This is a genomic window from Polynucleobacter sp. IMCC 29146, assembly GCF_021395195.1.
Classification (GTDB): domain Bacteria; phylum Pseudomonadota; class Gammaproteobacteria; order Burkholderiales; family Burkholderiaceae; genus Polynucleobacter.
The window spans coordinates 13,883-30,742 of sequence record NZ_JAJVCR010000008.1 but is presented as its reverse complement, the minus strand read 5'-3'; the positions used below and the strand labels follow the sequence as shown (position 1 = coordinate 30,742).

General features: G+C 44.3%; 15 protein-coding genes. 12 read left to right on the top strand and 3 right to left on the bottom strand.

What is annotated here, in order from left to right:
• The first annotated feature begins 7 nt into the window (after positions 1–7).
• Together dxs and folE2 are read left to right on the top strand one after the other, a co-directional pair.
• Positions 8–1,924 carry a 1-deoxy-D-xylulose-5-phosphate synthase gene (gene dxs / locus LZT22_RS09940; RefSeq protein ID WP_233925147.1) on the top strand — a complete coding sequence of 639 codons (1,917 nt, stop codon included), beginning with the start codon at positions 8–10 and terminating at the stop codon, positions 1,922–1,924.
• A gap of 49 nt (positions 1,925–1,973) precedes the next feature.
• Positions 1,974–2,831 carry a GTP cyclohydrolase FolE2 gene (gene folE2, locus LZT22_RS09935; protein ID WP_233925146.1) on the top strand — a complete coding sequence of 286 codons (858 nt, stop codon included), beginning with the start codon at positions 1,974–1,976 and terminating at the stop codon, positions 2,829–2,831.
• Here the strand turns inward: folE2 and tsaD are convergent.
• Positions 2,797–3,876 carry a tRNA (adenosine(37)-N6)-threonylcarbamoyltransferase complex transferase subunit TsaD gene (gene tsaD / locus LZT22_RS09930; RefSeq protein ID WP_233925040.1) on the bottom strand — a complete coding sequence of 360 codons (1,080 nt, stop codon included), beginning with the start codon at positions 3,874–3,876 and terminating at the stop codon, positions 2,797–2,799. The two genes, folE2 and tsaD, sit on opposite strands and share 35 nt — an antisense overlap.
• A gap of 76 nt (positions 3,877–3,952) precedes the next feature.
• On the opposite strand from tsaD, the gene rpsU reads away from it, so the two are divergent.
• From rpsU to rpoD, 4 genes are all read left to right on the top strand, one after another.
• Positions 3,953–4,165, top strand: a complete 213-nt coding sequence (gene rpsU, locus LZT22_RS09925) for a 30S ribosomal protein S21 (protein WP_233925038.1) — start codon at positions 3,953–3,955, stop codon at positions 4,163–4,165.
• Positions 4,166–4,306: 141 nt separating this feature from the next.
• Entirely contained in the window at positions 4,307–4,756 is a 450-nt protein-coding gene (locus LZT22_RS09920; protein WP_233925036.1) for a GatB/YqeY domain-containing protein, read from the top strand.
• 14 nt (positions 4,757–4,770) lie between these two features.
• A complete protein-coding gene (gene dnaG, locus LZT22_RS09915; RefSeq protein WP_233925034.1) occupies positions 4,771–6,723 on the top strand; it encodes a DNA primase in 1,953 nt (650 codons plus the stop codon).
• 169 nt (positions 6,724–6,892) lie between these two features.
• Positions 6,893–9,370, top strand: a complete 2,478-nt coding sequence (gene rpoD / locus LZT22_RS09910) for an RNA polymerase sigma factor RpoD (protein ID WP_233925032.1) — start codon at positions 6,893–6,895, stop codon at positions 9,368–9,370.
• Positions 9,371–9,398: 28 nt separating this feature from the next.
• On the opposite strand, the gene LZT22_RS09905 is transcribed toward rpoD, so the two are convergent.
• Together LZT22_RS09905 and LZT22_RS09900 are read right to left on the bottom strand one after the other, a co-directional pair.
• Positions 9,399–9,803, bottom strand: coding sequence for a PIN domain-containing protein (locus LZT22_RS09905; protein ID WP_233925030.1), 405 nt, complete (start codon positions 9,801–9,803; stop codon positions 9,399–9,401).
• Positions 9,793–10,023: an AbrB/MazE/SpoVT family DNA-binding domain-containing protein gene (locus tag LZT22_RS09900; protein ID WP_233925028.1), complete on the bottom strand. Its 231-nt coding sequence runs from the start codon at positions 10,021–10,023 to the stop codon at positions 9,793–9,795. Before LZT22_RS09900 ends, LZT22_RS09905 begins: the two co-directional genes overlap by 11 nt.
• Before the next feature lie 862 nt (positions 10,024–10,885).
• Here LZT22_RS09900 and LZT22_RS09895 point away from each other — a divergent pair.
• The 6 genes from LZT22_RS09895 to LZT22_RS09870 all read left to right on the top strand — a co-directional run bounded on the left by LZT22_RS09895 (position 10,886) and on the right by LZT22_RS09870 (position 16,737).
• On the top strand, positions 10,886–11,782 hold the full coding sequence (locus tag LZT22_RS09895; protein WP_233925026.1) for an outer membrane protein: 897 nt from the start codon (positions 10,886–10,888) through the stop codon (positions 11,780–11,782).
• Between the two features lie 10 nt (positions 11,783–11,792).
• The gene (locus LZT22_RS09890; RefSeq protein WP_233925024.1) at positions 11,793–13,241 is read left to right on the top strand and encodes a kelch repeat-containing protein; all 1,449 of its coding nucleotides are present in this window, start codon (positions 11,793–11,795) and stop codon (positions 13,239–13,241) included.
• A gap of 585 nt (positions 13,242–13,826) precedes the next feature.
• The gene (locus tag LZT22_RS09885) at positions 13,827–14,036 is read left to right on the top strand and encodes a ParD-like family protein (RefSeq protein WP_233925022.1); all 210 of its coding nucleotides are present in this window, start codon (positions 13,827–13,829) and stop codon (positions 14,034–14,036) included.
• Complete coding sequence (locus tag LZT22_RS09880) at positions 14,036–14,314, top strand: type II toxin-antitoxin system RelE/ParE family toxin (protein ID WP_233925020.1); 279 nt, start codon at positions 14,036–14,038, stop codon at positions 14,312–14,314. The genes LZT22_RS09885 and LZT22_RS09880 overlap by 1 nt, the downstream gene beginning before the upstream one ends.
• Before the next feature lie 1,099 nt (positions 14,315–15,413).
• On the top strand, positions 15,414–16,034 hold the full coding sequence (locus tag LZT22_RS09875; protein ID WP_233925019.1) for a hypothetical protein: 621 nt from the start codon (positions 15,414–15,416) through the stop codon (positions 16,032–16,034).
• A 214-nt stretch (positions 16,035–16,248) separates the two neighbouring features.
• Entirely contained in the window at positions 16,249–16,737 is a 489-nt protein-coding gene (locus LZT22_RS09870) for a RidA family protein (RefSeq protein ID WP_233925018.1), read from the top strand.
• The last annotated feature ends 123 nt before the right edge of the window (positions 16,738–16,860 follow it).

Genomic DNA, 16,860 nt, shown 5'->3' with positions numbered 1-16,860 from the left:
AATGAAGATGATTTTGCCCACTATTAATGACCCCAGCGACCTGAGAAAATTGTCGCGCGAAGAACTGCCCCTAATAGCCGAGGAATTACGGCAATTTATTGTTGAGTCAGTCTCTAAAACAGGCGGACATTTTTCATCTAATTTGGGCGCAGTTGAGTTAACCGTAGCGTTGCATTATGTTTTTAATACTCCCGAAGATCGCTTGGTATGGGATGTGGGTCATCAAAGTTATCCCCATAAAATTTTAACGGGGCGCCGTGAGCGCATGCATTCATTGCGGCAGTTTAGTGGCCTATCGGGTTTTCCTCGGCGCGCTGAGAGTCACTACGATACCTTTGGCACTGGCCACTCTTCCACTAGCATTTCTGCTGCTATTGGCATGGCAAGGGCAGCGCAAACCAAAGGTGAAAAGCGCGTGGTAGTCGCGGTAATCGGCGATGGCGCAATGAGTGCAGGCATGGCCTATGAAGCGATGAACAATGCTGGTATTTATGAAGATTTACCCTTGATCGTGATTTTGAACGATAACGATATGTCGATTTCACCAGCAGTTGGCGCTTTAAATCGATATCTAGCGCGCCTTCTCAGCGGCCAATTTTATTCAGCTACAAAAAAGGGTATTGATCGCGCGCTTTCATCAATGGCGCCACCTTTACGGCAATTTGCCAAGCGACTAGAAGATCACGCTAAGGGAATGGTTTCTCCCTCGACAATTTTTGAAGAATTTGGCTTTACCTATTTCGGCCCAATTGATGGACATGATTTAGATACCTTATTACCGATGTTACAAAATCTGCGACGCTTAGCCCTAGAGGGCGGCGGCCCACAGTTTTTGCACGTGATTACGCGCAAAGGTCAAGGCTATGAATTGGCCGAGGCCGACCCCGTGATGTATCACGGCCCAGGAAAATTTAATCATGAAGAGGGCATTAAGCCGGCTGCGGTAGGCAAGCAAACCTTTACCCAAGTATTTGGTGAATGGCTCTGCGATATGGCTGAGGCTGACTCGCGCTTAGTGGGTATTACGCCAGCGATGCGCGAGGGCTCGGGCTTAGTTGAATTTGAAAAACGCTTTCCATTGCGCTATTACGACGTGGGCATTGCTGAGCAACATTCGGTTACCTTCGCTGCTGGTATGGCATGCGAAGGACTGAAACCGGTGGTAGCAATTTACTCAACCTTTTTACAACGGGCCTATGACCAGTTGATTCATGATGTTGCCATTCAAGATTTACCAGTCGTGTTTGCTTTAGACCGAGCAGGTTTAGTGGGTGCAGATGGTGCGACTCATGCGGGGGCGTACGACATTCCATTTTTACGCTGTATTCCGAACATGCTCATCATGACACCTGCTGATGAAGCCGAGTGCCGTGACTTACTAACAACGGCTTTTCATCAACCTCATCCTAGTGCCGTGCGTTATCCAAGAGGCGCTGGTGTCGGGCGTACGCCGCCGCAAGAGTTGCGTAGCTTGCCTTTGGGTAAGGGCGAGATTCGTCGGCAAACTGGCGCAGCAGTTGGTAATCGGCTCGCAATTTTGAGTTTTGGTACGTTGCTGTATCCAGCCCTGACAGCCGCAGAAGACTGTGATGCAACTGTAGTGAATATGCGTTTTGTCAAACCTCTAGATACTGAATTATTAAAAAAAGTCGCACTTGAGCATGATTTTCTGGTCACACTTGAAGATGGTTCAATTCAGGGGGGCGCAGGTAGCGCTTGCTTGGAGGCCTTAACCGCCATGGCAATCAATAAACCCTTATTGCAACTAGGCCTACCAGATGAATTTATTGAGCATGGCGACTATAACTTGTTAATGGCGAAGTGTGGCCTTGATGCAGCAGGCATTGGCGCAGCTATTGCCAAGCGCTTTCCCAGTACCATTAGGGCACAAATTCAGCCATTGGCACAGTCGCTTAGTAAGTAATCTGACGCCAGAGATGGCAAAGAACCCAATTTTCCTTGAAAATAGTGCAATGAATGATTTAAACCTCTCTTTCCTCAAAAATCGCACCATGCCTGATGTGCAGTCAACTGCTGATGAGCGGGCGATGCCGATTGAGCAAGTTGGCATTCGGGGAATTCGCCATCCCTTAACGATTCGTACTGCTAGCGGCACCTTTCCTACTGTGGGAAACTTTACGATGAACGTCGCGTTGCCAGCTGCTAGTAAGGGCACGCATATGTCACGTTTTATTGCGCTCTTACAAACCCAAAATACCGCGATGGATAGTAGCGCGTTAGTAACGATGACGCAGCAAATGTTACCGTTATTACAAGCCGAACAAGGCATGATTCAATTTACCTATACGCACTTTGTACAAAAACAAGCACCCGTTTCTGCCGTTGAGAGTCTGATGGATTATGAGGTGACGTGGACTGCACAAATCCAAAAAAATCAGTTGGGTACGCAAGCGGGCGCAGTAACCACGACTTTAATATTGCATGTCATCGTGCCAGTGATGAGCTTATGTCCGTGCTCAAAAGAAATTTCCGATTATGGTGCTCATAATCAACGCTCGCATGTCACCATGACAGTGGCACTAGATCCGCAAGCCATCATGACAGTAGAAGAGTTAATTACGATCGCCGAGACCGAGGCCTCGAGTGAGTTGTGGGGTTTATTAAAACGTCCTGATGAAAAGTGGGTCACCGAGCACGCTTACGATAATCCGAAATTTGTAGAAGACCTAGTTCGTGATGTGGCTGGGCGTTTGCAACAAGATGCGCGCATACGTGGTTTCACTGTTGACGCAGAAAATTTTGAATCGATTCACAATCACAGCGCTTTTGCCCGCATTACTTGTGTTGAGCCAAGTCCCAGCGCGGCTTAACGTTAAAGGCTCCAGCAAGGTCAGTTTGCGTTTCTGAGTGGGGCTGAGTGAGTAAGCGCATCGCGCCAGCAAAAGCAATCATCACGCCGTTATCAGTGCAAAGCTCAAGGGGGGGATAGAAAACTTGAAATTGCTGGTCCTTTGCTGCCGTCTGCAGAGCCATGCGCAGTTGGATGTTCGCGGCCACTCCGCCAGCTAAGACCAAATCACGACAGTTTGTTAACTCCATTGCTTTGGCAGTTTTACTAACCAAGACGCTGACTGCCGCTTCCACAAACGCATAGGCTAAGTCAGCTCGAAAGTCGTCTGCAGCAGTTGCACTTGCAAATTGTGAATGTTGTTTTATTTGATTAAGTACTGCAGTTTTAAGTCCTGAAAATGAAAAATCTAAATCACCTGAATGAAGCATGGGGCGCGGCAAGTTAAAGCGACCCGCTTTACCTAGTGTGGCTAATTTAGATACTGCAGCTCCTCCGGGGTACTCTAATCCTAAAAGAGTAGCTGTTTTATCAAAAGCTTCACCAACAGCATCATCGAGAGTTTCGCCTAGAAGTTCGTATTGCCCCACGGCTTTAACCCACATTAATTGAGTGTGCCCACCCGAAACTAAGAGGGCTACGAAGGGAAAGTTTGGTACGCCATCACTAGCGGCGCCCAAAAGAGGGGAAAGTAAGTGGCCCTCTAAATGGTGGATGCCTAATGCCGGCTTTTGTAGTGCCTGTGCTAGCGATTGACCAAAGGCGCTGCCCACTAAAAGTGCCCCCGCTAAGCCAGGCCCTTGGGTATATGCCACAGCGTCTATGGCCTTTAAATCTAGCTTAGCCTGCTCTAGGGCTAGTTCTAGAAGGGGCAAAATACGCCGAATATGGTCGCGCGAGGCTAGTTCAGGCACTACCCCACCATAATCTCGGTGCATGGCAATTTGGGAATGCAGCGCTTGCCCCATAATGCCCAGCGCCGCGGGGAGCCCGGCTTCGAGGGGGGCCGTGTCATAGACGGCTAGACCCGTTTCATCACAAGAGGTTTCGATACCCAAAACAATCATTTTTATGCCTAGTCGTGCTAGAATCCGTGATTCTGTAAATTTTCAATCATTTTCGAGCATAAACGAGTTAAACAGCATGACAACAGTCCGCCTCCGCGAAAACGAGCCATTTGAAGTGGCATTGCGCCGTTTTAAGCGCACCATTGAGAAAAATGGCCTCTTAACCGATTTACGCGCACGCGAATTTTACGAAAAGCCTACAGCTGAGCGTAAACGCAAAAAAGCCGCCGCCGCTAAACGCCATTACAAGCGTTTGCGCAGTCAAATGTTGCCCAAGAAGCTGTTCTAATAAGTCTTTATTCATCCATTTATTTGCTGAGTTAATTCTTCAAGTCGATGTTTTAAGCCCGCTGACGGTCATACGCAGCGGGTTTTTGCTTTGTAGTGCACTGGTATTACTATATTCATAGGTATTTAGGAGAGTGACAGCATGAGCCTTAAAGAACAAATTACCGAAGATATGAAAAACGCGATGCGGGCTAAAGAAACGGCTCGCTTAAATACTATCCGTCTTTTATTGGCAGCCATTAAACAGCGTGAAGTCGATGAGCGCGTCGTCGTTGATGATGCTGGAGTGGTGGCAATAGTGGAAAAATTAATCAAGCAAAGAAAAGATTCGATTGAACAGTTTCAAAAAGCGGGTCGCTCTGATTTGGTAGCAATAGAGGCGTTGGAGCAAACAATTTTGCAAGGCTATATGCCAGCTCAATTATCAACTGATGAAGTGACGGCAATTGTTCGAGCCACAATTGCCCAACTAAACGCCAGCAGTCCGCAAGAAATGGGCAAGGTGATAAGTGCACTCAAACCGCAATTAGCCGGTAAGGCTGATATGGGTGCAGTTTCGGCAATGGTAAAGGTCGCCTTAAATCCATCATGACCCTAGGCTAAACCGTGGGCTTAATTCCACAATCGTTTATCGCCGATTTACTTAATCGAATCGATATCGTTGATGTTGTTGGTCAACATGTGCAATTAAAAAAAGCGGGTGCAAACTATCAAGGTTTGTGTCCGTTTCATCAAGAAAAATCACCCTCGTTTTCTGTCTCACCTACTAAACAGTTTTATCACTGCTTTGGTTGTGGTGTTCATGGCTCGGCGATTGGTTTTCTGATGGAATATTCGGGTCTTGGCTATATCGAAGCGATTGAAGAGTTGGCACGCTCAGTTGGTTTAACGGTGCCACGTGAAGAACGCACATTGCTGGATGTAGCTAGACAAAAACAAGCGCTGGCCTTAAGCGAAGTGATGACTTTGGCTGCTGATTGGTATCAGCAGCAATTAAAAGTTGCTCCTCGTGCCATCGATTATTTGAAGGGCCGCGGCTTAACCGGTGAAATTGCCAAACGGTATGCGATGGGGTATGCACCTGATGGTTGGCAGGGCCTAGAGGCAGTATTTGGTGTGTACTCCAATGAAGAGATTGCCAAAATATTATTAGAGGGCGGTTTAATCATTCAAAGTGAAGGCGATGATAGTAAACGTTACGATCGCTTTCGCGAGCGCATTATGTTTCCCATTCGCAATCCGAAGGGACAAACTATTGCATTTGGCGGGCGCATCTTAGATCAAGGCGAGCCTAAATATCTAAATTCACCTGAAACGCCTTTGTTTTCGAAGGGTAATACCTTATACGGCCTATTTGAAGCGCGCCAAGCGATTCGTGCAAAAGAATTTGTATTAGTTTGTGAAGGCTATATGGATGTAGTAGCTTTAGCGCAATTAGGTTTTGGTAATGCTGTTGCAACCTTAGGAACGGCTTGTACTGCTAATCACGTGCGGGCTTTATTGCGCCAAACCGACCGCATTGTTTTTTCATTTGATGGCGATGCTGCTGGTCAGCGCGCAGCACAACGCGCACTCGAAGCTTCTTTGCCGCTGATGTCTGACGATAAAGAAATTCGTTTTTTATTTCTACCGACCGAGCATGATCCTGATAGCTATGTCCGCACCTTTGGTGCTGCAGCTTTTGATAAGGCGATTAAAGAGGCAATGCCTTTATCGAGTTTCTTTTTTAAAACAGTGAGCGAAGAGCAAGATCTGGGTACACCCGAGGGTCGGGCAAAAATACATCATGCTAGTAAACCATTGTTGTTATCGATGGCGCCGATTGCTTTACGTACGCAAATTTTACGTGAAGTTGCTTTACGTACGGCGACCACCCCACCTGAATTAGAGGCCTTTTGTGGTTTAGCGCAAGTTTCTAAAACAGCCCAACAAAATTCTAGTCAAGCGCAAGGTAATGCCCAAAGTCGCCCGCCTTATTGGCAGGCCAATATCTCAGGCACGAGACCAGGGCGCGACTCATTTGCCCCCTGGCAATCAGGTAAAGGTGGACAGCGCAAAAATGTTGCGCAAGCAGTGATGCCGCCACAAGCACCAACTGATTTAGCAGAGCAAATTTTGCGGGTCTTAATTCAGTTTCCGCACTTGGGTAAAGGGCTTGATTTAAGTCGTAGACAATTAATCCTTAAGTCAGCACAGCAACGCTCAGCGAAAACTTTAGGCTTAATGGAAGATCTACTGAAGCAATGTGATTTGGTTGAGTTCTTAGCGCAGGGCGACGCGGCTCCCGCTGCAGGTGCTGCGGCTTTTGCATTATTTCAGGAGCAGTTAGCTAGTAGTGAATTAGCCCCTTTATATGAAATACTGCGGCAGCGAGTAATGGGTTCTGACCTTGATTTAGAGGGAGCAAATGCCGATTTAAATGGCGCCGTGAAAAAATTGGAACTGCTGCACCTGAAAGAAGAAATGACCGAAATTGCCCAAAAAATTGCGCAGAATGTGGCGAGTGAGGATGACCGTAAACGCTACCGCGAGTTAGGGGAAAAACTGAGATTTGCGTAGGAAGATAGGCAAAAACCCGTCAATCGACTATAATGTAAGGCTCCCGAAAAAATTATTGTTGTAATTCAATGACTTGCATTGTAGTTTGATGAAATTTGGATATTTGCCCGCCGTCAGAGCCAATGGGTTACTGGCATCCCCTAACAGAATTGTAAGTAAACGCTAACCTATGCCAACCACTAAACCCAAAAAAATAATTAAAGCTACTGTCGCTAAAAAGTCAATTACGAAGAAGGCAGCAAAACCAGCAGCCAAATCGGTCAAGACTGTAGCAAAAACAAAACTGCAGAAAATCAGCCCAAAGGCTAAAAAGCCAGTGGGAAAGTCGCCTGTAAAGTCTGGCGTCAAAGCCAAGGCTAAAACACCATCAAAGGCTGTTGCTAAGGCCCCGATTAAAGGTAGCAGCAAGTCAAGTGCTAAGCCACACCCGAAGAAGCTGCTGGTAACAGCGAAGAAACCAGCAAGTAAGGTAGCTGTTCCCAAGGGTGGTGCGAAAGTAATTGCGAAGGGCGCAGCCAAGACGGCGAGCAAGGCTATTGCAAAACCGGCTGGTAAGGCTGTCGCTAAGGCAGTAGAGCCAGTAAAAAAAGGGAAGGCGGTTGCTGCAGTCGCTGTAGCAGCTTTGCCTGAAGTAGAGGCCGAGAAAAAAGTCCGTGGCCGCAAGCCTAAAATTGAAGAGGTAGTTGAGCCTGGTACTGATGTTCGCACAGACCGCCAAAAAGCGCGCGATCGTAAGGCAAAAGAAAAAGCCTTATTAAAAGAATTTGCCGCCCAACAATTAGGTAGCGAAGAGCAGCAGGAACTGCGGCGTGCACGCTTAAAAATGTTAATTAAGATGGGTAAGTCGAAAGGCTACCTCACCCATGGCGAAATGAATGATGTGATGTCAGATGAGTTATCTGACGCTGATGCTTTAGAAACCTTAATTGGTCTCTTAAATGATATTGGTATTACGGTTTACGAGCAGGCACCTGATGCAGAAACACTTTTATTAAATGAAAACGGCGTTGCAGGTGCATCTGAAGAAGAGGCTGAAGAAGAGGCTGAAGCCGCTTTATCAACTGTCGATTCAGAATTTGGACGAACAACGGACCCAGTACGGATGTATATGCGTGAAATGGGCACCGTAGATTTGTTAACTCGTGAAGGCGAAATCGTTATCGCGAAAAAAATTGAAGCCGGGTTAAAAGATATGGTCATGGCTTTATCAGCCTGCCCAGTAACCATTGGTGAAATTTTGGCAAATGCCGAAAAAATTGCTGCTGGCGAAATGGAGATTGATCAATTTGTAGATGGATTAGTAGATCCAAATGCCGAAGATATCAAGCTTGGCCCCGAAGAACCTGAAGTTGATCTCGATGCCATCGAGGGCGAGGAAGAGGGCGAGGAAGAAGGTGCTGGGGGCGCAAGTACGGCTAACACCAAACAGCTTGAAGAACTCAAAGAAATTTCATTAAAGAAATTTGCCATTATTCGCACGCAAACCGATAAAATGCGGCGCGCTTTTGATCGCGATGGTTATAACAGCCCAGCCTATATTAAGGCGCAAGAAAGTATCCGCAATGAAATGCTCGGTTTTCGCCTAACAGCCAAGAGTGTAGAAAAATTATGTGACACCATGCGTTCACAAGTAGATCAAGTATGGAAGCTAGAGCGGGGTATCGTTAGCCTCTTGGTTGATAAAGTCGGCGTTAATCGAGGTGAAGTGATTAATGCATTTCCAAAAATGGCAATGAACCTGAAGTGGACAGCAAATTTATTAAAAGAATCTAAGCCATATAGTGCACTGCTTGAACGTAATGTTCCCGCAGTACAAGAGTTACAGCAAAAGTTAATTGATATTCAAACGCGCGTGGTCTTGCCGCTGCCTGAGTTAAAAGAAGTTAATAAAAAAATGACTGCTGGCGAAAAACGTGCGCGTGAAGCAAAGCGTGAAATGACAGTAGCTAATTTACGTTTAGTTATTTCTATCGCTAAAAAATATACCAATCGTGGCTTACAGTTCTTAGATTTAATTCAAGAAGGCAATATTGGTTTAATGAAGGCGGTAGATAAGTTTGAATACCGCCGTGGTTATAAGTTTTCAACTTATGCCACTTGGTGGATCCGTCAGGCTATTACACGTTCTATCGCTGATCAAGCGCGCACAATTCGCATTCCTGTGCATATGATAGAAACTATCAACAAAATGAATCGTATTAGTCGCCAAATCTTGCAGGAGACTGGCCACGAGCCTGATGCTGCAACTTTAGCCCTGAAGATGGAAATCCCTGAGGATAAGATTCGTAAGATTATGAAAATTGCGAAAGAGCCAATCTCCATGGAAACCCCAATTGGTGACGATGAGGATTCTCATCTAGGTGATTTCATTGAGGATGGCAATACACTTGCGCCAGCTGAGGCGGCTTTGCATGATTCAATGCGTGATGTAGTGAAAGATGTGCTTGATTCTTTAACGCCCCGCGAAGCAAAAGTTTTACGTATGCGCTTTGGTGTTGAAATGAGCACCGATCACACGCTTGAAGAAGTGGGTAAGCAATTTGATGTGACCCGTGAGCGTATTCGGCAAATTGAAGCGAAGGCTTTACGTAAGATGCGCCATCCAAGCCGTAGCGATAAACTTAAAACCTTCCTTGAGGAAGATTGATCGTTTTCAAAGAATGATCGTGAATTCTTTAGGCAAAAGGATTCACGATTTGCAGTCTCTTATTGATGATTTGTCGATGCTGCATATCCTCTGAGTAAAGCCTCTCACATCCTGCCTGGAGTGCTGCAGCGATAATCATTGAATCGTAGTGTTGATAACCATATCGCCTGGAAATCATTAATCCTGTGTTGAAAGTTTCCACATCAAGCGTCATCACATTGAATGTGGATGTGAATAAATCTAAAAATTCATCTAGCTCGGCATTGGATATTTTTATTTTTCTGAGACTGGCAGATGTAAATTCATTTAGAACTTGAACGCTAATCACATTAGACTGCTGTAGATTTGAACTAATCCAATCTGCTTTTTTTGAATCAGATGAAAGTAAATACAGTAAGGTATTGGTATCAAAAAATATTTTCTTAGCGTTCATTTAGTTCAGATCTATCAAAGTGAAAATCAGCGGGCATACGACCACGAAATTTTCTCAAAGCTTGAAGCCTATCCTGTAATGAAGGTTTTTTCTTTACTTGGAAATGTTTTTTATCTGCAACATGAATTTCAATGTCATCACCTTCTTTAAGTTCTAAAAACTCAATCACTTGAGCAGGTAAACGAATTGCGAGACTATTACCCCATTTGGACACGATCATGATTTTTACTCCTGTAAGATATACATATTCTAATGTATATCTTTTTAAATGCAAAACTCATCAAGTCCTTCTGGGTTGAGTATTTAAAAGGCCTCTTCAATTACAATGGCAGGTTAGGGCCCATAGCTCAGTTGGTTAGAGCAGAGGACTCATAAGAAAGAAGCCCAAGGGGTGTTGTAACAAAGACCTCAATGATTTCAAGAGCTTAGTGGTGAAATAGGTGGTCAAAATTGCTTACACACCGCTTACACACCAGAGCAAAAACCGAGGTGTGTAGTAAATGCGGTTTTTATGTGGTTTTAACTAGTTAAGAATTGTAAAAAACACTGTGTATTAAGGTGTGTAGTAAATAAGATTAATGTACGAGTTTTAGGGCCCATAGCTCAGTTGGTTAGAGCAGAGGACTCATAGCGAAAGTTGTGCCTTATGCGTGGAAACTGCATAAGGGATGGTGTCAAATTCGGAGAAAGCTAAATCGCAAGACATGCTAACGCCGAGCCAAGCTTCAGTATGAAAGTGCTGTTGAAGGTGTAGAGACTAGACGGCACCCACCTAAGTTCAGAAATGAATACGGTGAAGGCATAGTCCAGGGAGTTAGGAAACTAACACAAACCGGAATCCTTTGGTCCCAGGTTCAAGTCCTGGTGGGCCCACCAAGAATCCAATACCAACTCTAGGGTTGGTATTTTTTTGAGCGTTACTTTAAGTACCACTAATAGAGGGTGACGGATGTTGACCGCAATGAGATGCTAAACCAATTAAAAATCTAGTGAAATTCCACCTTTTTATTCTATGATTACTATGCTAGGATTTAGTTATGGATCTTACATATTTCATTAAACCAATAACTAAGGGTGGGTGTATGAAAGTTAAATCAAAGGCTGTTGCATTAATAGGTTTTAGCTTTAGTGTATGCACTTTAGCGCAAACCAGCTCAGTTTCAATCGTGCCGCAATCAGCTTTTTTTGTTGGCTTAGGCGTTAGTGAAAATACGATTGGTTTTAGTAATCAAAATACTTATGGCAGAGGAACGTCTTATACACCTCCCACCCAAGATAAATTAGGAATTCCACAGGCCTCAATTACTGGATCAGCCGCAGGATCAACCGGAGTTACTTTAGGAAATCAAAATACAGCAGCCCCATCATTACAAGCTGGTTACTTTCAGCATTTTTCTGGAAGTAATTGGATGTGGGGTGGAAAATTTGCTTATAGCTATTTAGGTACAACCTCCACTGTAAATAATATGTTGATTCCTCAATCTGGGGGCTACTATCAAGCAGGCACATATACACCGTTTAATGGCAATTATGTTGTTCGTTCTTATCAGCAAACCATCAATCATCAGATGTCTCTAATGCCATTTATTGGTCGATCTTTTGAGAAAAGTTATGTCTACTTTGGCGCAGGCCCTACATTGGCTCAAACCAAATACAACATTAATCAAATTACTGGGTTTGCTGACATGAATGGTTTAACAACCAGCGTTACAGGACTTAGTACACCATCAAGTTATTCAGCTTCACAATGGGTGTTTGGGGCGGGTGCAGTGATTGGAGCCACATACTTTATTGACCCAACTTGGTTTTTGGATATGAGCTATACCTACTCGGTAACAGGAAATCAGACCAGTAATTGGGGCGGTGCGTGGGCCGATAATCCTGCCATTGGCGGAACAAGAACTGGAACAAATACTGGTACTAGTTCAGGCAATGTTACAACCCAGGCATTAACAATTACACTGAATAAAGCTTTTTAAATTGAAATCAATGATTAGATATGCGTTGCTGTTAATTGCAATTGCTACCTTAGGTTCTTGTGGAGGCGGATCATCTGGCTGCAATGTAAACTGCACGTCATCTTCACCGACATCGAGTTGGACTTGGGTGGGAGGCAGTAATCAGACGGGCGCCCCAGGTGTTTATGGCACTAAAGGGTCATCAAGCGCGACCAATATCCCAGGAAGTCGTTACATCTCTATTAGCTGGACTGATAGTAGCGGTAACTTATGGATGTTTGGAGGCTGGAATGGCACCACGACTTTTCTAAATGATTTATGGAAATATTCTCCAGGCACGAATTTATGGACTTGGGTAAGCGGCTCTTCTGCAGCCAATGCATCAGGTATTTATGGAATCCAGGGAATCTCTAGTGCAAGGAATGTTCCAGGCGCCCGGATGGGGGCAGTAAGTTGGCATGATTCCAGTGGTAATTTGTGGCTATATGGGGGATATGGTTTTGATGAGCTAAATTTGTTACCTGGCACATTAAATGATCTATGGAAATTTAGCATTACGACAAATGAATGGACTTGGGTATCTGGAAGTAAATCAACTGGCGCATCCCCAGCTTATGGCGCCAAAGATGTTGCTAGCACTTCTAATACACCAGGTGGATTACTTGGCGCAATTGGTTGGACCTCAAAGGATGGCCATCTTTGGTTTTTTGGTGGCGCAAGTGATCTTGCAACTACAACGACTTATAACAACTTATGGGAATTTAATCCAGGCGATAGCACCTGGACATTTAGATCGGGCGCCGGTAAGACAGGTTCTAGCTACAGTACAAATGTCTCGGGAACTTATGAGGTTCAGGGTATAGCAACTAGCACTACTGTGCCTGGCTCAAGATTAGATGCGATTAGTTGGCTCGACAGTAGCGGTAACTTGTGGTTATTTGGCGGTTCAGGCTTTGATGGTCTCGGTAATCCTCAAGGCATTTTGAATGATTTATGGAAATATAGCCCAACTACGAAACAATGGGTGTGGATGAGTGGAGATAGGAGATATAAGGCATATGGTGTATACGGATCTCAAGGGGAGGCTTCGCCTAATAACGTGCCAGGTGCTAGATTTCACCGCACCCCGTTTTCGTGGATAGATGCAGGTGGAAGCTTATGGATGTTCGGCGGGGATGGCAACGGAGCATCAACACCTCCACCACCTGTTCTTCCAGGTACTGCTAGCTATTTAAATGATTTATGGAAATACACTCCCACCAACAATCAATGGACTTGGATGGGTGGTAGTAGTGAAATCAATGGGGTCGGAGTTTATGGAAGCATGGGGATGCTGGCTTCAACTAACCAACCTGGCGGCAGAAAAGACAGTATCGGTTGGACAGATTTGAGTGGCAACTTATGGATATTTGGCGGCTTTGGGTATGACGCAACCAATAGCGCAGGTTACTTAAATGATCTGTGGAAATATACACCCTAAAGCAAGAGCATTTTAGTGGCAGTAAGACGGTATAAATTATTGCTTATTTAAATGCACTTGGGAGCCTAAGCTTGCGCCTTACGGATGAGAGCTATTAGGAATTTATTTTCTATTGGCCGTTCATTAAGAGTGGGACTAACAATCCAACCTTCTAGATTCCAGGTTCAAGTCCTCTTGGGCCCACCAATAATCTAATACCAATCTTCGGGTTGGTATTTTTTTGAGCGTTACTTAAAGTAACGCTTAGGTAGTAATGACACTTAATTAATTACTAAAGCAAGGGTATACCAGCACACCTTAAGTCATATATGTGTTGATTTGCATCTAAAACTGATCCACCATTTGTATCTAACTTTAATCCATCCAAATGATATTGTTATCTTTGACTGACAGCCTATATTGAGCGGATGTTGGTCTGAAATTGGTTGCAAATTAGGGCGCTAATTGGGTTAGTTTTGCGTACAAATCAACAAAGCAGGCCCAAAAACAGGAATTGGCTGCATACAATGAATAAAATGGTCTTTTATAAAGGTTCCCAAAAGGAACTTATTGCGCTATAATGGAACTACCTAATGGAGAACCATCATGTCTATTAACGTGAAATTGTCAGAAAACCTAGTTGAGCAAGCCAAAGTGTTTGGAAGTGTTGAGCATCGCTCAGTACCCAAGCAGATTGAGTATTGGTCGCAAATTGGCAAGATCGCTCAAGAAAACCCAGATTTACCGTTCTCTTTGATTCGCGAGATCTTGATTGCCGATCAAGAGCCAGTAGTTGGCGAGTACGTTTTTAGTTAATGCGCTTACTGGTTACGGCCACCTTTGCAAAGGCCACTAAAAAACTGCATGCTCCACAAAAACTAGAACTAGATGCTGCGCTAAAACTCATCTGCAAAGATCCGGCTATTGGCGAAGCGAAGGTTGGGGATTTGCTAGGTGTGTATGTTTATAAATTTAGAATATCACAGCAACAATGTTTATTAGCCTATCGAATTTTAGATACAGAAAGCATCAAACTATTAACTTTTGGCCCACATGAAAATTTCTATAGAGACCTAAAGCGCCAAGGTGAGTAGCGGTTTAGCTTTCTAGAGCTTTTCTTAAATACGAATCAATTTCCCCTTGCCCTAATGGCCACTGCTTATGGTCACTAGGCACATCAGCCAATAGCAAGTCTTTTTGGGCGTTACTTAAAGTAACGGTTAGGCCACAAGTAAAACCACTTTGGAGCAATGAAGTGCTAAATGGTTACTGTAAAAATCCTGTAGTTTCGAAAACCAAAGAGTTCGAGAGTATTTTTTAAAAGATGAATTATTTCACTACACAAAACGCTACACACCGATAAACAGGCGCTGTAACCTCTTGAAATCCTAATGATTTTCTTTGGATGTCTGCCTCATAAGAAAGAAGCCCTAGGGGTCTAGTAGCAAATACCTCAATTGAATCAAGAGGTTAGTGGTGAAATAGGTGGTCAAAATTGCTTACACACCGCTTACACACCAGGGCAAAAACCGAGGTGTGTAGTAAATAGGCTTTTTGTGTGGTTTTAACTAGTTAAGAATTGTAAAAAACACTGTGTATTAAGGTGTGTAGTAAATAAGATTAATGTACGAGTTTTAGGGCCCATAGCTCAGTTGGTTAGAGCAGAGGACTTAACTGCACTAAACCTACAGCATCAAAAGTGCCAGGGTTTATTGCTAGTGGGTTGCATATGAGTAAGTTAGCTCTGCTCATATGTAGAACTACTCAAATTCGGGGAAGCCTCTGTGTAACAGCGTGGTAATCCCGAGCCAAGCTAAGTAGTAATGCTTAGAAGGTGTAGAGACTGTACGGGTAGGTCGTAAAGACAAGAGACAGTCCAGACTACAAACTGGAAACAGGCAGTGAAAACTGTAGTGGTAAGCATAATCCTTTGGTCCCAGGTTCAAGTCCTGGTGGGCCCACCAGAAATAAAAAGGTCCGTACCGGACACATGCTTTACGTCCGGTACTGATCACATGGTTTACATATACCCAGTACTTTCATTCCACGGCATAGAGTGGTCCCTCCTATGCCAAAAACTGTTAAGTATGTGTCCGGTATAAAGTGTTAACTATGTGTCGAGTCGTACAACTGAAGAGCATTTACACTCTATATATGGAGGTAGTCCGTGATAACTTTTGTCGAAGAGGGATTATGAAATTTGCTATTGGGATGCTATGTACTGCTAGCGTCATTGCGCTTTCACCCATGGCCAATGCACATGAACAAGATACTAGCGGGCGACAGGATGTGCTAAACATTGAGACTTCGGATCTCCCGCAAGGCAAGGTGAAGATTACCGCTATTGAACGTACCCATCCTCCGGGTGCGCGTACGCCCTGGCATACAAGTGGGCCGAAGTTGATTCACATTATGCAAGGAACGCTAACAGCATACGGACTAGGAGGAAGGCTGCTCAATACATGTGGTCCAGCGCCGAAGGTCTGCTTCTTCAACCCAAACGAAGAGATGTGGTACTTTCGCAATAACGGTCAAACGCCGATGCGCTTCATGCTGATATCCATTGACGCATTGGACAAGCTTACGATACATGAAGAAGTGGGGCAGGTATCTGCCATAAAAAATCGCCAAGTGACACTAATGGCAGGTGACTTAATGAGCGGGCGATTAGCAGCTCCCGAAAGAGAGGTCATCGTAAATGTCGTAGATTTGCCCACAAACCTTGCAGTAGGAGATCGCGTAGTAACAGTTCGGCATGATGCAAAGAATCACAAAGCGCGTACCTTGGTGAAGCTCCAAACTGAATGGCAATAATTACGACCCACAGTGCGGCTAAGTTAGCGTAGCTTGATACGTCACCCGAGTTCCCTCAAACTCCTATTTTAGGTTCAAGTCCTGGTGGGCCCACCAAGAATCTAATACCAACTCAAGGGTTGGTATTTTTTTGAGCGTTACTTTAGGCAAAGTCAGTAATTAATTTTAGTCTAAGTAGTAATGGCATACTGTTTTGTCCTATCAGGAGAAGCCCATGAAGCGCTTAGTATTTTTAGTTGTATTTGTATCTTTCTACATTCTGACTACTACAGCATATGCTGCTGAATTCATGGGTCAAACTGATGCAGGAAAAGGGCGGACTTATTCACCGGCTGTAGTAACAGAGAGCGGCCGAACCATCTGGTTATCTAGTGAAACAGCCATTACTGATCTCAATGGGAAAGATATTAAAGGTGATTTCGAGGCACAAGTACGAACAATTTTTGCTTTAATGGAAAAAACCCTCAAACATGCTGGCGGTAGCCTTAAAGATATTGTTACTACCACTACATTCATTACCGATCCTCGCAATGGCCTGATCCTCTCTAAAGTTCGTGCTGATATATTTCCAGAGGGTAAGTTTCCCGCTAGCGCCATGATTACTGTTTCAAACCTAGCCGTACCAGGGATGTTGATTGAAATTCAAGGAGTAGCAGTTATCAATGATAAATGCTCAAAAACTAATTCCTGCATTAATCGCTAGAAGTAAAAATAAAACTTTAGTTAATTCTCCAATACTGCTTTCACATTTTTTTCTGGTAACCCGCCGTTCAGGAAGTTGCTCCACTACAAAAATAGTCAATCAAAGAGCCTTCACAATCCAGCC

Coding starts and splice junctions, on each gene's coding strand:
- dxs (WP_233925147.1), top strand. CDS start 8: ATGATTTTGCCCACTATTAATGACCCCAGCGACCTGAGAAAATTGTCG.
- folE2 (WP_233925146.1), top strand. CDS start 1,974: ATGAATGATTTAAACCTCTCTTTCCTCAAAAATCGCACCATGCCTGAT.
- tsaD (WP_233925040.1), bottom strand. CDS start 3,876: ATGATTGTTTTGGGTATCGAAACCTCTTGTGATGAAACGGGTCTAGCC.
- rpsU (WP_233925038.1), top strand. CDS start 3,953: ATGACAACAGTCCGCCTCCGCGAAAACGAGCCATTTGAAGTGGCATTG.
- LZT22_RS09920 (WP_233925036.1), top strand. CDS start 4,307: ATGAGCCTTAAAGAACAAATTACCGAAGATATGAAAAACGCGATGCGG.
- rpoD (WP_233925032.1), top strand. CDS start 6,893: ATGCCAACCACTAAACCCAAAAAAATAATTAAAGCTACTGTCGCTAAA.
- LZT22_RS09905 (WP_233925030.1), bottom strand. CDS start 9,803: ATGAACGCTAAGAAAATATTTTTTGATACCAATACCTTACTGTATTTA.
- LZT22_RS09900 (WP_233925028.1), bottom strand. CDS start 10,023: ATGATCGTGTCCAAATGGGGTAATAGTCTCGCAATTCGTTTACCTGCT.
- LZT22_RS09895 (WP_233925026.1), top strand. CDS start 10,886: ATGAAAGTTAAATCAAAGGCTGTTGCATTAATAGGTTTTAGCTTTAGT.
- LZT22_RS09890 (WP_233925024.1), top strand. CDS start 11,793: ATGATTAGATATGCGTTGCTGTTAATTGCAATTGCTACCTTAGGTTCT.
- LZT22_RS09885 (WP_233925022.1), top strand. CDS start 13,827: ATGTCTATTAACGTGAAATTGTCAGAAAACCTAGTTGAGCAAGCCAAA.
- LZT22_RS09880 (WP_233925020.1), top strand. CDS start 14,036: ATGCGCTTACTGGTTACGGCCACCTTTGCAAAGGCCACTAAAAAACTG.
- LZT22_RS09875 (WP_233925019.1), top strand. CDS start 15,414: ATGAAATTTGCTATTGGGATGCTATGTACTGCTAGCGTCATTGCGCTT.
- LZT22_RS09870 (WP_233925018.1), top strand. CDS start 16,249: ATGAAGCGCTTAGTATTTTTAGTTGTATTTGTATCTTTCTACATTCTG.